The sequence below is a fragment of the Rhodanobacter sp. C03 genome (genome assembly GCF_002001175.1).
Taxonomy (GTDB): domain Bacteria; phylum Pseudomonadota; class Gammaproteobacteria; order Xanthomonadales; family Rhodanobacteraceae; genus Rhodanobacter.
In genome coordinates, this window is sequence record NZ_MUNT01000011.1 from 327,838 (window position 1) to 340,632 (window position 12,795).

Below are 12,795 nucleotides of genomic sequence, written 5' to 3' on the forward strand. Positions count from 1 at the left end.
GGTCATTCGGGTAAACGCGGACTCAGTGCAGCGCGACGTCCAGAATGATGCCGGTGGCAACCGCGACCAGCAGAAAGTCGTTGTCCGCACGCACCCAGCGATAACCGCGCGGTGGTGGACGCAGGCGGTAATAACCGTAGTTGCGCACGACATAGGTCGGGCCGTTGTAGCGGTGGCCACGTTCCCAGCGCGAGTGGCGCGGGCCGCCATCGCGATAGCCGTAGCGGCGATGATCATCGCCGTGACCGCGGTGGTCATCGTGACCGCGGTCGTGGCCGCGATGGTCGCGATCATGGCGGCCGTGGTCGTCATGATCCGGGGCGGCCAATGCCAGGCTGCCGGTGCTAAGCAGGGCGGCAGCAATAAGCAGGCGGTTGATGAATTTCATCGTGGTTTCCTCCACGGAGATCGTGGCCGCAACGGCGCGGACATCGACTCGGGCGTGGTGGATCGTAAAAACATTCGGCTGAACGCAGGGCAGCCGGGCCACAGCCGTTTCAGGCTGGACTCAGCAGGGCGTGACGCGTCGCAGGTAATTACGACTCAGCGCTGGAACGCCGGCAGCTTCTGCGCAACCGCCACGTTCTTCAGTTGCACATAGCGCGGCAGGCCATCCTTGCCGTAGGGCAACGGCGCTTCGCCATGAATCAGTGGAGCAAGGTAACGGCGCGCGGCGGCAGTGATGCCGAAGCCGTCGCGGCTGATGAAGTTCTTCGGCATCTTCTTCTCGCGATTGGCGATCTTCGCCAGCGGTGCCGGCTCGATCTTCCAGCGATAGGGCGCATCGCTGGTGCGCACGACCACCGGCATCACCGCATTCATGCCGGCCAGCGCGAACTCGATCGCAGCCTTGCCGACCGCGTAGGCCTGCTCGGCGTCGACCTTCGAGGCGGCATGCCGGGCGGAGCGCTGCAGGTAATCGGGCAGCGCCCAATGGTATTTGTAGCCGAGCTTTTCCTTCACTAGCGCGGCAAGCACCGGCGCCACGCCACCGAGTTGTGCATGGCCGAAGGCGTCGCGTGTGCCGGCCTCGGCGAGGAACTGACCGGCCGCATTGCGCACGCCTTCAGAGGCGACCACGGTGCACCAGCCCACGCGCTCGACGGTGGCCTTCACCTTGGCCAGGAACGCGACTTCATCGAAGGTGTTCTCGGGAAACAGGATGATGTGTGGTGGCGCATCCGCGCCTTCGCCGGCGAGCCCGGCGGCGGCGGCGATCCAGCCCGCGTGGCGCCCCATCACTTCGAGAATGAACACCTTGGTCGAGGTCTCGGCCATTGAGGCGACATCGAGACTCGCTTCCAGCGTGGAGATCGCGGTGTACTTGGCCACCGAGCCGAAGCCGGGGCAGCAGTCGGTGACGGCCAGGTCGTTGTCCACGGTTTTCGGCACGCCGATGCAGCGGATGTCATAGCCCATCGCCTTGCCCAGCTGCGAGATCTTCAGTGCGGTATCGGCCGAGTCGTTGCCGCCGTTGTAGAGGAACCAGCGGATGTCGTGTGCGCGGAATACATCGATCAATCGCGCGTACTCGGCGCGGTTGTCCTCCAGCGAATTCAGCTTGTAGCGGCAGCTGCCGAACGCGCCGCCCGGCGTATGCCGCAGCGTGGTGATGGCCGTCGTCGACTCCTTCGAGGTGTCGATCAGCTCCTCGCGCAGCGCGCCGAGGATGCCGTTGCGCGCGGCGTACACCTTTACACCCTTGGTACGTGCGGCCTCGATCACGCCGGCGGCGGTAGCGTTGATCACCGCGGTGACGCCGCCGGACTGGGCGTACAGCAGGTTGCCGGTAACGGCTGGCGGACGACGGTTCGGGCTCATGGGCATCCTCAATCGGGCAGTAGCGGACGGGTCGACGATCAGCGGCAAAGCTTTTCGCAACAATCACTTGGCGGCGGTCGGCGGCAGCCGCCGTTTGACGGCATCCGGTGCAGCGGCTAATTTGACGGTCAATTCTGGGAATCTGGCGAGCTGCCGCAGTGTGCGGCAGCTCGCCAAACTTGTGGAGCATTATGCGACTCGTCCTACTTGGTGCGCCCGGCTCGGGCAAAGGTACGCAGGCTGCCCGGCTGAAGGTGGAACTGGGTGTGCCGCATATCTCGACCGGCGACATGTTGCGTGCCGCGGTTGCGGCAGGCACCGCGATGGGGCTCAAGGCCAAGGCGGTGATGGATGCCGGCCAGCTGGTCTCCGACGACATCCTGCTCGGCATGCTGGAAGAGCGTCTGGCCCAGGCTGATGCGAAGGCCGGTTTCATTCTCGATGGTTACCCGCGCAATCTGGTCCAGGCCGATGCACTCGATCACCTGCTGGCCAAGCTCAACCAGCCACTGGATGCGGTGGTGAAGCTCGATGTGCCGAACGAGGCGATCATCGCCCGCTGTGAAATCCGCTTCAAGGCGGAAGGCCGTGCCGATGACAATCCGGACACCGTGCGCAAGCGCCTGGCGATCTATGCGGAGCAAACTGCGCCGGTAGCCGACTTCTACGCAAGGCGCGGCAAGCTGCAGGTGGTCGACGGTGTCGGTGAACTGGCCGATGTTACGGTTCGGGTCAAACGTGCGCTCCAGCAAGAATCGGCGGCGGCGAACGGCTGAGCCGGATTCTCCGGCGGGCCGAGAGTTTCAAGGATTTCTTCCAGCATGCGTATGCACATCCTCGGCATCTGCGGCACCTTCATGGGCGGTGTCGCTGCGCTGGCGCGCGAGCTGGGCCACACGGTCGAAGGCTCCGACGCCAACGTCTACCCGCCGATGAGCAACCAGCTCGAAGCGCTCGGCATCGAATTGATGCGCGGCTATACGGCGGACCATCTGAAGCCGGCACCGGATCTGGTCGTGGTCGGCAATGCGATGACTCGCGGCAACCCCGCCGTCGAATACATGCTCGATGCGCAGCTGCGCTACATCTCCGGCCCACAATGGCTGGGCGAGACGCTGCTGGATGGGCGCGAGGTGCTGGCGGTGGCCGGTACGCATGGCAAAACCACCACCACCAGCCTGCTGGCGCATCTGCTCGAAGAAGCGGGACTAGCGCCGGGTTTTCTGGTTGGCGGCGTGCCGGGCAATTTCGGCGTGTCGGCGCGGCTGGGGCACGGCAAGCCGTTCGTGATCGAGGCGGACGAATACGACACCGCGTTCTTCGACAAGCGCAGCAAGTTCGTGCACTACCGGCCGCGCATCGCGATCCTCAACAACCTTGAATACGACCACGCGGACATCTTCCCGGATGTCGCGGCGATCCAGCGCCAGTTCCATCATCTGGTGCGCACCGTGCCGGGCAATGGACGCCTGATCGTCAATGCTGAAGATGCGCGGCTCGCCGAAGTGCTGGCGATGGGTTGCTGGACGCCAGTGGAAACCTTCGGCATCGGCTGCGGCGACTGGCAGGCCACACTGGTCGAAGCGGATGGCTCGGTCTTCACCGTGCATCGCAACGGCGAGCCGATCGGTGACGTGCGCTGGTCCCTGCTCGGCAACCACAGCGTGATGAACGCACTGGCGGCACTGGCGGCGGCGACGGCGGCGGGTGCCGATCCGCGCGCGTTGCTGCCAGCCTTTGCCACATTCGAGAGCGTCAAGCGCCGAATGGAGCTGGTCGGCGAAGTGAATGGCGTGCGCGTCTACGACGACTTCGCCCATCACCCCACGGCGATCGCCACCACGCTGGCCGGGCTGCGTGCGAAGGTTGGCTCGGCACGCATCCTGGTGGCACTGGAGCCGCGCTCGAACTCGATGCGCCAGGGTGCGCATGCCGAGGCGCTGGCGCCATCGCTGAGCGACGCCGATGCGGTGGTGTTCCTGCATCGCCCCGAGTTGCCGTGGGATGCCAGCCATGTCACCGCGGCGCTGGGTGGGCGCGGCAGCACGGCACCGACCGTGGACGCACTGATCGAGGCACTGCACGCGCAGGCACGACCAGGCGACCAGGTGATCTTCATGTCCAACGGTGGCTTCGAGGCGGCACCGCGGCGTTTCGTTGAGCGTCTGCGGCAGGATTGAGTCGACGGCGCGCCGTGCGCTGACCGGATGCGCTGGCACTCGTTACACTCGCCGCATGGCCACCCAGTCGCCACTCATCGAGATGCCGTTGTTTCCGCTGGCCAGCGTGCTGTTTCCCGCCGGCCAGCTGCATCTGCGCATCTTCGAACCACGCTACCTCGACCTGGTGCGCGAGTGCACGCGTCATGGCACCGGCTTCGGCGTATGTCTGATTCTTGAGGGGCATGAGGCGGGCTCTCCCGCGGTGCCGGCGGCGATCGGCACGATCGCGCGGATCAACGATTTCCATCGTGGCGAGGACGGCCTGCTCGGCATCGTGGCCGAGGGCGGTGCGCGCTTCCGCGTCGCGCGCAGCCGGGTGCGCGCCGATGGCCTGTTGCGTGGCGATGTGGAAGTCTGGCCAGCCGAGCCGGAGCTGGAAGTGCCGGTGGAGTTTGCCCTGCTGCAAAGCATCCTCGAACGGCTGATCGAGACGATGGCGCCGCATTGGCGGCATGCTCCGCGCAGCGCGTATGACGATGCCAGCTGGCTGGGTTTTCGCCTGGCCGAGCTGCTGCCGCTGGACGCGACCGAGCAACAGCACATGCTCGAGTTGAACGATCCGCTGCTGCGGCTGGCGGAGCTGCGTGACATCCTGCCGCGCTTCCAGAAGCCGTGAACCGGCGACCGGTACACTGACGTCTTTCAGACGGAGTCGATGCGCATGGCCAATCTTGCCGGCAAGACCTTGTTCATCACCGGTGCCTCGCGCGGCATCGGCCTGGCGATCGCCCTGCGCGCCGCCCGCGATGGCGCGAATATCGTGATCGCTGCCAAAAGTGGCGTGCCGAATCCGAAATTGCCCGGCACCATCCACACCGCGGCCGCGGCCGTCGAGGCGGCCGGTGGCAAGGCGCTCGCCTTGCAGGTGGACATCCGCGAAGAGGAGCAGGTGCGCGCTGCTGCAGCACAGGCAGCCGAACATTTTGGCGGTATCGATATCGTGGTCAACAATGCAAGCGCAATCTGGCTGGCCGGCACCGCCGATACGCCGATGAAGCGCTACGACCTGATGCATCAGGTCAACACGCGCGGCACCTTCCTGGTGACCCAGAGCTGTCTGCCGTATCTGAAGCAGGCGTCCAATCCGCATGTGTTGATGCTGTCGCCACCACCTAACCTCGATCCGAAATGGTTTGCCCCGCACACTGCCTACACCATCGCCAAATACGGCATGAGCCTGTGCGTGCTGGGCATGAGTGCGGAATTCGCGCCACTCGGCATTGCGGTGAACGCCTTATGGCCGCGCACGGTGATTGCCACGGCGGCGATTGCGATGATCGACGGTGTGCAGTCTGCGCAATGCCGCAAGCCGGAGATTGTCGCCGACGCTGCGCACGCGATGTTGACCCGCGTGGCGCGCGACTACACCGGCCACTTCGCGATCGATGAGGAGGTTCTGCGCGAAGCGGGGATCAGCGATTTCGATGCGTATGCGGTGCAGCCGGGTATGCCGCTGCTGCCGGATTTGTTCCTCGACTGAGGGTACAAATCGCCATCCGCATGAACCTGCGAAATCAGGACGCCAAGTTCATGTCCTTGGTCAGATGGCTGATGCGATATCCAGCTTTTGGCCGAGCTGTTTTTGGCCAAGTTGTCAGTTTATCGTCATCGGAACGGCTGTATAGTGATGATCCATGTTTCATCTATGCAGCGGTCCAAACGGCCATTTGCGCTGACCTGAACAGTACGGTGTTGCATGGAGCTTGCATCGCATCTGGCCGAAAGCCCGTAACCCATAGCCCATAGCCCGTAGCCCAGGGGCGGGGAGGGGAGCCATGACGGTGGTCAGGGAAGTGCCCAGACGTTGTGTCGTCTGGTTTGGTCAGCCGGAGAGCCATGAGCAGGCGGAGCTGATCCGCGCAGGCTGGAATCTACGCATTGCGGATGTAGCCGAGCCGGGTGGCGTCGGCATGCGCCGCGGCGATACGGTGGTGGCGCTGGCCGATCTGCGACAAGGCGGCGCAGACAGGCTGCATGCGTTGGAACTGATGATGGCCGATCATGCATGGCTGCCCTGGCTGACGCTGCTTTCGGCGGAGCTGCCGACACAAGATCCGCAAGTGGCGCGCGTCCTGCTGGCCAGCGTGGATTTCTTCACCGCGCCGCTTGATCTGCAGCGACTGCTCGACAAGCTCACCCTGATTGGCAGCAACCATCTGCCTGTCGGCCATGCGGATATCGGTGGCATGACCGGGCGTAGTGCGGCCATCCAGGCGGTGGTGGCCAGCATCCGCAAATATGCGCCGGTCGACTTGCCGGTATTGATCACCGGCGAGACGGGTGCCGGCAAGGAAGTGGCGGCGCGTGCCTTGCATGAATTGTCGGCACGTCGGCATCGCCCGTTTGCGGCGATCAATTGCGGTGCACTGGCGCCAAATCTGGTGCAGTCGGAGCTGTTCGGCCACGAGCGCGGCTCGTTCACTGGCGCGAATGCCCGTCGGATCGGTCATTTCGAATCGGCAGCAGGAGGTACCGTATTTCTCGACGAGGTGGGTGACCTCCCGCTGGATGCACAGACCAACCTGCTGCGTTTCCTGCAGGAAGGGACGCTGGAGCGTGTCGGCAGCAGCCAGTCGATCAGTGTCGATGTGCGCGTGCTGGCGGCGACCCATGTCAACCTGGAGCAGGCGGTGGAGCAGGGTCGTTTCCGTGAGGACCTGTATTACCGCCTCAACGTGCTGCGCCTGCATATGCCGGCGCTGCGCGAGCGCGAGGATGATGTGGTGCTGCTTGCGCAGCATTTCCTGGATAGTTTCCGCGAGCATCACAACAGCTGCGCCCGTGGATTCAGCCATGCGGCACGCCAGGCGCTGCGCAGTTTCGCGTGGCCCGGCAATGTGCGCGAGCTGCTCAATCGCGTGCAGCGCGCTGCCGTGGTGGCGGAGGATGTGATGATCACGGCAGCCGATCTGGATCTTGAAGACGCCGCGCAGCTGCATGCCATGCGACTCAGCCTGGGCCTCAGCCGCATCTCCGCGGAGCGTGATGCGGTGGTCGCCTGTCTGCGCGAGAGTCGTTTCAACATCAGTGAATGCGCACGCCGGCTCAAGGTGTCGCGGGTCACGGTGTACCGGCTGTGCAAGAAGCATCAGCTGGAACTTGAGCAATTGCGCTGACCACCCTTCGACTGCGGGCGTTTGCTGCCTTCAGCGCAAGACGGATGCCGGGTGTGACTACCGGAAGGTGTATTTGTCGAGTATGCGTGTCGCACGGCGGCTCCGCATCGCGGTGCGGCGCGCCGCAGTCATCTGGTGCGCGACATGCACAGCCGATGCTGCCCATTCGAAGGAAGTCCCCGGCCCGCAGGGGTCGGGCCGGGGGTTCCATGGGTGCCCGGCGCACAGGAGTTCGCCGGGTTGCCGCCCTCATCGCCGCACGCGCGGCTTGAACGCAGAGGCAACAGGTCGGTGCCCGCCGCAGGCACCGACCTGATGGCAAAAGTCAGCAAAGGCTGTGCCATGGCGAGCCAATGCCTGTCCTGCAAGGGTTTCGCCATGTTCTGGCGGCTGCCATGTCGCCGGCGGAGGTGTTGCGGGGTTTACAACTAAGGTTCCGTACCACTCGGCGGGACGGCCCTGAGTGGTTGCAGTTGTAGAGCGGGCGTCCGATGTAACGGTATCGATACAGGGCGATGGCAAATCAAGCATGCATTCGTCTGTGCAAGCGTGGGCGCAGGTTTTACGATGTGCACCAAAGCGTGCCAACGCCTCCGCGTCCGCATCACGCCGTGTCTCTTTCACCCCTATCGACGGTATTGCCCACCGCGGCAATGCCCGGAGTACGCCATGTCTTCGCACGACGCATCCCATCCATCCTTGATCGACCCGTCCCTGATCGAGCTGGGCAAGCGCTACTGGCTGCCGGTGTACAAGCCGCGCGAGCTGGTGCTCGATCACGGCAAAGGCGCGCGGGTGTGGGATACCGAGGGTCGTGACTACGTGGATTTCGGTGCGGGCATCGCGGTGAACGCGCTCGGTCATCAGGATCCGGATCTGCTTGCTGCACTCAACATGCAGGCGCACAAGCTCTGGCACAGCAGCAATGTGTTCTATACCGAGCCGCCGCTGCGGCTGGCCGAGGAGCTGGTACGCGCTTCGCACTTTGCCCAGCGGGTCTTCCTGTGCAACTCCGGTGCCGAGGCGAACGAGGCGGCGATCAAGCTGGTGCGCAAGTGGGCAGCCTCGAAGGGGCGTACTGCCGAGCAGCGCACGATCATCACTTTCAAGGGCTCGTTCCACGGACGCACACTGGCCACGGTCACCGCGACCGCGCAGCCGAAGTACCAGGAAGGCTATGAGCCGTTGCCGGGTGGTTTCCGTTATCTGGAATTCAACGATCCTGTCGCGCTGGAGGCCGCGTTCGCCGAAGGCGGCATCGCCGCGGTGATGCTGGAGCCGGTGCAGGGCGAAGGTGGCGTGCTGCCGGCGGCGCCGGGCTTCCTCAAGCGCGTTCGCGAGTTGTGCGATCAACACGACGCACTATTGGTGCTGGACGAAATCCAGTGCGGCATGGGTCGTACCGGCACCCTGTTCGCGCATACCCAGGATCATGTGACGCCGGACATCGTGACGCTGGCCAAGGCACTCGGTTGCGGCTTTCCGATCGGCGCGATGCTAGCCGGATCGAAGGTGGCCGAGGTGATGCAATACGGTGCGCACGGCACTACCTTCGGCGGTAATCCGATGGCGGCGGCGGTCGCCCGCGTCGCGCTGGCCAAGCTCGCTTCGCCGGCCGTACTGATGAACGTGGAGCGGCAGGCGAACGATCTGCGCGCCGGACTAACGCGGATCAATCACGATCTGCATTTGTTCGCCGAGGTGCGTGGCCGTGGCCTGATGATCGGTGCGGTGCTGGCCGATGCCTACAAGGGCAAGGCGGGCGAGATCCTCGATCACGCCGCCGCCCATGGCCTGCTGTTGCTGCAGGCCGGCCCGGACGTGCTGCGTTTCGTGCCGTCGCTGACGATTACCGATGATGAACTGGCCGAAGGGCTCGCCCGCCTGTACACCGCACTGAACGATTTCGCCGCGGTCTGAATCCGCGCACCGCATTAGGAGCATTCCCGATGAAATACCTGCACAGCATGGTGCGTGTGCGCGACCTCGACGCCTCGCTGCGTTTTTACTGCGAGGGCCTTGGCCTGCGCGAGACGCGCCGCACCGAAGTCCCTGCGGGCAAGTACACATTGGTCTTCCTCGCCGCGCCGGATAGCCCGGAAGCGGAAGTCGAGCTGACGTACAACTGGGGTTCGCAGGAGGACTACGGCTCGGCGCGCAACTTCGGCCATCTGGCATTTCGCGTGGAGGACATCTACGCCACCTGTGCGCGCTTGCAGGCAATGGGCTATACCATCCATCGCCCGCCGCGCGACGGTCACATGGCCTTCGTGCGTTCGCCCGATCTGATCTCGATCGAGTTGCTGCAGGAAGGACATCTGCCGCCGCAGGAGCCGTGGACGTCGATGCCGAATATCGGCAGCTGGTAAGCGGCCACGCCCGCGTCGCCGAGCGACGCGGGCGGATGCGTTACATACGTGCTTCGCGCAGTGCGCCGCGTGCCGCTTCCAGCGTATCGGCAATGTCCTGTTCGCTGTGCGCGCTGGACATGAAGCCGGCTTCGAAGGCCGACGGCGCAAGATACACGCCACGCTTGAGCATGCCGTGGAAGAAGCGGTTGAACAGTGCGGCATCCGTCGCGGTGGCCTGTGCGTAGCTCTCCACCTGCTCGCGCGTGAAAAACAGGCCGAACATCGCGCCCACGCGGTTGGTGCTGAACGCGACGCCTTCACCGTCGGCAACCGACTGCAGGCCGTCGCACAGCAGGCGTGTGCATGCGGCAAGCCGGTCGTGGAAACCTGGCGCCTGGATCAGTTCCAGCATCGCCAGACCCGCGGCCATCGCCACCGGATTGCCACTCAGCGTGCCGGCCTGATAGATCGGGCCGGCCGGTGCGATCTGTTCCATAAGGTCGCGCCGGCCGCCGTAGGCACCCACCGGCATGCCGCCGCCGATGATCTTGCCGAACGTGGTGAGGTCCGGCGTCACGCCGTAATGCGCCTGCGCGCCGCCGAGCGCGACGCGGAAACCGGTCATCACCTCGTCGAAGATCAACAATACGCCGTGCTGCGTGCACAGTTCGCGCAGTCCCTGCAGATAGCCGTCCTTGGGCAGGATGCAGTTCATGTTGCCGGCGACCGGCTCGATGATCAGGCCGGCGATCTCGTGCCCTTGTTTGGCGAACAGCGCTTTCGCTGCATCGAGATCGTTGAAGGGAAGGGTCAGCGTGAGATCGGCATTTGCCTTCGGCACGCCCGGCGAGGTGGGCACGCCGAAGGTCAGCGCGCCGGAGCCGGCCTTTACCAGGAAGCTGTCGCCGTGACCGTGATAACAACCCTCGAACTTCACGATCTTCGCGCGACCGGTGGCTCCGCGCGCCAGCCGGATCGCCGACATCGTCGCCTCGGTGCCGGAGTTGACCATGCGCACCATCTCGATCGACGGGATCAGCCGGGTGATCGTCTCAGCCATGGTCACCTCGGCCGCGCACGGCGTACCGAACGACAGGCCGTTCTTCACTGCGCGCTCGACCGCCTCGCGCACAGCGGGGTGATTGTGGCCGACGATCATCGGGCCCCATGAGCCGACATAGTCGATATAGCGCGTGTCTTCGACATCCCACAAATACGCCCCGTCGGCACGCGCGGTGAAGAACGGCTCGCCGCCGACCGACTTGAACGCGCGCACCGGTGAGTTCACGCCGCCGGGCATCAGTTGCTGGGCACGCTGGAAGAGTTCGCGATTGGTCGTCATGCGGATGTTCCGGAAAGGGATGAATACAGTTGGGCGAAGCGCTGCGCCGTGGCAAGCACATCGGCGGCGCCGAACAATGTCGAGATCGAAGCCAGAAAGTCTGCGCCGGCCGCGACCAGCGCTGCGCCATTGTCCGGCGTGATCCCGCCGATCGCCACCCGTGGCACGCCGAACGCGGCACTTTGCCCCAGCAGATCGATGGACGCGCGCGGTGCCAGCGGCTTGGTCGGCGAAGCAAAGCACGCGCCGAACGAAATGTATCCCGCGCCAGCTTGCACTGCCGTGCGTGCGCGTTGCAGCGAGTCGCGGCACGACACCCCGATGATCGCGCGGCTGCCCAGCAGCGCGCGCGCGGCGCCGATGTCATCTTTGTCATTGCCCAAGTGCACGCCGTGCGCGCCAACAGCCCGAGCCAGCGTGACATCCTGTTCGATGATCAGCGGTATGCCGAAGGCATCGCACAGCTGCTTGAGCGCGGTCGCTTCGGCCATGCGACGGGGCTCGTCGTCGCTTTCATCGCGGTACTGCAAAACTCGCGCGCCCCCGGCCAGCGCCTGCCTGGCGACTTCCAGCAAGTCATGACGGGGGCCGTCGGTAATGGCATACAGGCCGCGGCCTTCCAACTGGGCGAACGTGTTCAAACGTGTGGTCCTCGGCGTGGGTGGAGAGGGTGGTTGGGCGAGACGATGCTTTCGCAATGTCGGGCGAGTTGCGAGAATACGGAATTCAACCGTAAGCAAAGAAGTCCGATCATGAGCCAGAGTTCCACCGAAACCGCAGCCTTGCGCAAATGGATGTGTGTCGTCTGCGGCTATATCTACGACGAAGCCGTGGGTGTACCCGATGAAGGCATCGCCGCCGGCACGCGCTGGGAGGATGTGCCGGATACCTGGACCTGTCCTGACTGCGGTACTACCAAGGACGATTTCGAGATGATCGAAATCGACTGAAAGCCACATCCTGCCTGCAAACGGCCCGATCCCGTCAGCGGACTGACCGGGCCGTCTGCTCTGATGTTCCAGCGCACCTTCAGCCGGTGCGCCCTACCGAGGAACATCCCATGCGACAGTTCATTCCGTTCGAAGACGATTGGGACGCACTGGAAAAACTGCGCCCCGAGGATCTGATTCCCTTTCGCGTAGGCCTGCTGGATCCGCCAGGAGCGGTTGCTCAGTGCGCCGGCCCCACGTCCCCAGTGATCTTCAGCTCATCGCCCGCTTTCGCGCCAATGCGACGTGCCGTTCCGCTTGAGAGTTCCAGCACGTAACGAGCTGGGGCATTGCTCGGGTAGATCGAACACGGATCGGCCTCGCACGGAGGCACATCCAGCTGCATCGAAACCAGCCGGCGGTCCGCGTCGAAATACAGGATGTCGAGCGGGATCAGTGTGTTTTTCATCCAGAACCCCCGTGGACCTGTATCCGGAAATACAAACAGCATGCCGTGATCGGCGGCGAGCGTGCTGCGCATCATCAGGCCATGCTCGCGGCTGGCATCGTCCGTGGCGAATTCGACCGTAAAGCGCTGCCCATGCAGCTGCACGGTAGGCGCTGCATGACTTGTAGGAGTCGCGTTGGTGCAACTGGCCAGCAAGAGCAACAGGGGTGCGAGGATCAGTCTCATCGTGGGCGCTCATCAATAGCTGGGTGGATGTCGTGCGAAGTGTAGTGTTGCCGCTGCGCGCAGCTTTCGTGACAGAAAAACGCACGCGCCCCTTCCCAGATCTGCGCCGCGGCGCTATGATTCGTCCCCCTTCGACGAAACGCCCTTTCGCGAAGGTCTCCGCAACAACCGACGACGAAAAAATTTCTTCGCCGGGTGTTGACGGTCACTAAAAGCGATGTAGAATGGGCGGCTCACCTAGGACGAAACGTTCTGGGGCGTCACCGAGAAATCGGCGACAAGCGAATGATCTTTGACAGTGTGCGCAGGTGAATTGTGTG

Annotated in this window: 13 protein-coding genes; 8 read left to right on the forward strand and 5 right to left on the reverse strand. The window is 64.2% G+C overall.

Annotated elements, in window-relative coordinates:
* Positions 1 to 22: 22 nt before the first annotated feature.
* On the reverse strand, positions 23 to 388 hold the full coding sequence (locus tag B0E48_RS16105) for an RcnB family protein (RefSeq protein WP_077519160.1): 366 nt from the start codon (positions 386 to 388) through the stop codon (positions 23 to 25).
* Between the two features lie 155 nt (positions 389 to 543).
* Positions 544 to 1,821, reverse strand: coding sequence for a 6-phosphofructokinase (locus tag B0E48_RS16110; RefSeq protein WP_077519161.1), 1,278 nt, complete (start codon positions 1,819 to 1,821; stop codon positions 544 to 546).
* A 191-nt stretch (positions 1,822 to 2,012) separates the two neighbouring features.
* On the opposite strand from B0E48_RS16110, the gene B0E48_RS16115 reads away from it, so the two are divergent.
* The 7 genes from B0E48_RS16115 to B0E48_RS16145 all read left to right on the forward strand — a co-directional run bounded on the left by B0E48_RS16115 (position 2,013) and on the right by B0E48_RS16145 (position 9,528).
* Positions 2,013 to 2,597 (forward strand): adenylate kinase, encoded by a 585-nt coding sequence (locus B0E48_RS16115; protein ID WP_077519162.1) that lies wholly within the window; start codon positions 2,013 to 2,015, stop codon positions 2,595 to 2,597.
* Between the two features lie 45 nt (positions 2,598 to 2,642).
* A complete protein-coding gene (mpl, locus tag B0E48_RS16120) occupies positions 2,643 to 4,001 on the forward strand; it encodes a UDP-N-acetylmuramate:L-alanyl-gamma-D-glutamyl-meso-diaminopimelate ligase (RefSeq protein WP_077519163.1) in 1,359 nt (452 codons plus the stop codon).
* 55 nt (positions 4,002 to 4,056) lie between these two features.
* The gene (locus B0E48_RS16125; protein ID WP_077519164.1) at positions 4,057 to 4,659 is read left to right on the forward strand and encodes an LON peptidase substrate-binding domain-containing protein; all 603 of its coding nucleotides are present in this window, start codon (positions 4,057 to 4,059) and stop codon (positions 4,657 to 4,659) included.
* A gap of 45 nt (positions 4,660 to 4,704) precedes the next feature.
* A complete protein-coding gene (locus B0E48_RS16130; protein ID WP_077519165.1) occupies positions 4,705 to 5,523 on the forward strand; it encodes an NAD(P)-dependent oxidoreductase in 819 nt (272 codons plus the stop codon).
* 295 nt (positions 5,524 to 5,818) lie between these two features.
* A complete protein-coding gene (locus B0E48_RS16135) occupies positions 5,819 to 7,159 on the forward strand; it encodes a sigma-54 dependent transcriptional regulator (RefSeq protein ID WP_077519166.1) in 1,341 nt (446 codons plus the stop codon).
* 669 nt (positions 7,160 to 7,828) lie between these two features.
* Entirely contained in the window at positions 7,829 to 9,079 is a 1,251-nt protein-coding gene (locus B0E48_RS16140; protein WP_077519167.1) for an acetylornithine/succinylornithine family transaminase, read from the forward strand.
* Positions 9,080 to 9,108: 29 nt separating this feature from the next.
* Complete coding sequence (locus B0E48_RS16145) at positions 9,109 to 9,528, forward strand: VOC family protein (RefSeq protein WP_077519168.1); 420 nt, start codon at positions 9,109 to 9,111, stop codon at positions 9,526 to 9,528.
* A 40-nt stretch (positions 9,529 to 9,568) separates the two neighbouring features.
* Here B0E48_RS16145 and hemL read toward each other — a convergent pair whose 3' ends face one another.
* Both hemL and thiE read right to left on the reverse strand, forming a co-directional pair.
* A complete protein-coding gene (gene hemL, locus B0E48_RS16150; RefSeq protein ID WP_077519169.1) occupies positions 9,569 to 10,852 on the reverse strand; it encodes a glutamate-1-semialdehyde 2,1-aminomutase in 1,284 nt (427 codons plus the stop codon).
* Positions 10,849 to 11,493 carry a thiamine phosphate synthase gene (gene thiE, locus B0E48_RS16155; protein WP_174566750.1) on the reverse strand — a complete coding sequence of 215 codons (645 nt, stop codon included), beginning with the start codon at positions 11,491 to 11,493 and terminating at the stop codon, positions 10,849 to 10,851. Before thiE ends, hemL begins: the two co-directional genes overlap by 4 nt.
* A 111-nt stretch (positions 11,494 to 11,604) precedes the next feature.
* Between thiE and B0E48_RS16160 the strand changes: the two genes are divergently transcribed.
* Complete coding sequence (locus B0E48_RS16160) at positions 11,605 to 11,802, forward strand: rubredoxin (RefSeq protein WP_077444990.1); 198 nt, start codon at positions 11,605 to 11,607, stop codon at positions 11,800 to 11,802.
* Between the two features lie 220 nt (positions 11,803 to 12,022).
* On the opposite strand, the gene B0E48_RS16165 is transcribed toward B0E48_RS16160, so the two are convergent.
* Positions 12,023 to 12,475, reverse strand: a complete 453-nt coding sequence (locus B0E48_RS16165) for a DUF192 domain-containing protein (RefSeq protein WP_174566751.1) — start codon at positions 12,473 to 12,475, stop codon at positions 12,023 to 12,025.
* Between the last annotated feature and the right edge of the window lie 320 nt (positions 12,476 to 12,795).

Bases quoted from the DNA above. Each gene is read 5' to 3' on its own strand.
- B0E48_RS16145 (WP_077519168.1), top strand. From the start codon at position 9,109: ATGAAATACCTGCACAGCATGGTGCGTGTGCGCGACCTCGACGCCTCG.
- B0E48_RS16130 (WP_077519165.1), top strand. From the start codon at position 4,705: ATGGCCAATCTTGCCGGCAAGACCTTGTTCATCACCGGTGCCTCGCGC.
- B0E48_RS16110 (WP_077519161.1), bottom strand. From the start codon at position 1,821: ATGAGCCCGAACCGTCGTCCGCCAGCCGTTACCGGCAACCTGCTGTAC.
- mpl (WP_077519163.1), top strand. From the start codon at position 2,643: ATGCGTATGCACATCCTCGGCATCTGCGGCACCTTCATGGGCGGTGTC.
- B0E48_RS16165 (WP_174566751.1), bottom strand. From the start codon at position 12,475: ATGAGACTGATCCTCGCACCCCTGTTGCTCTTGCTGGCCAGTTGCACC.
- B0E48_RS16135 (WP_077519166.1), top strand. From the start codon at position 5,819: ATGACGGTGGTCAGGGAAGTGCCCAGACGTTGTGTCGTCTGGTTTGGT.
- B0E48_RS16140 (WP_077519167.1), top strand. From the start codon at position 7,829: ATGTCTTCGCACGACGCATCCCATCCATCCTTGATCGACCCGTCCCTG.
- B0E48_RS16160 (WP_077444990.1), top strand. From the start codon at position 11,605: ATGAGCCAGAGTTCCACCGAAACCGCAGCCTTGCGCAAATGGATGTGT.
- B0E48_RS16105 (WP_077519160.1), bottom strand. From the start codon at position 388: ATGAAATTCATCAACCGCCTGCTTATTGCTGCCGCCCTGCTTAGCACC.
- hemL (WP_077519169.1), bottom strand. From the start codon at position 10,852: ATGACGACCAATCGCGAACTCTTCCAGCGTGCCCAGCAACTGATGCCC.
- B0E48_RS16115 (WP_077519162.1), top strand. From the start codon at position 2,013: ATGCGACTCGTCCTACTTGGTGCGCCCGGCTCGGGCAAAGGTACGCAG.
- B0E48_RS16125 (WP_077519164.1), top strand. From the start codon at position 4,057: ATGGCCACCCAGTCGCCACTCATCGAGATGCCGTTGTTTCCGCTGGCC.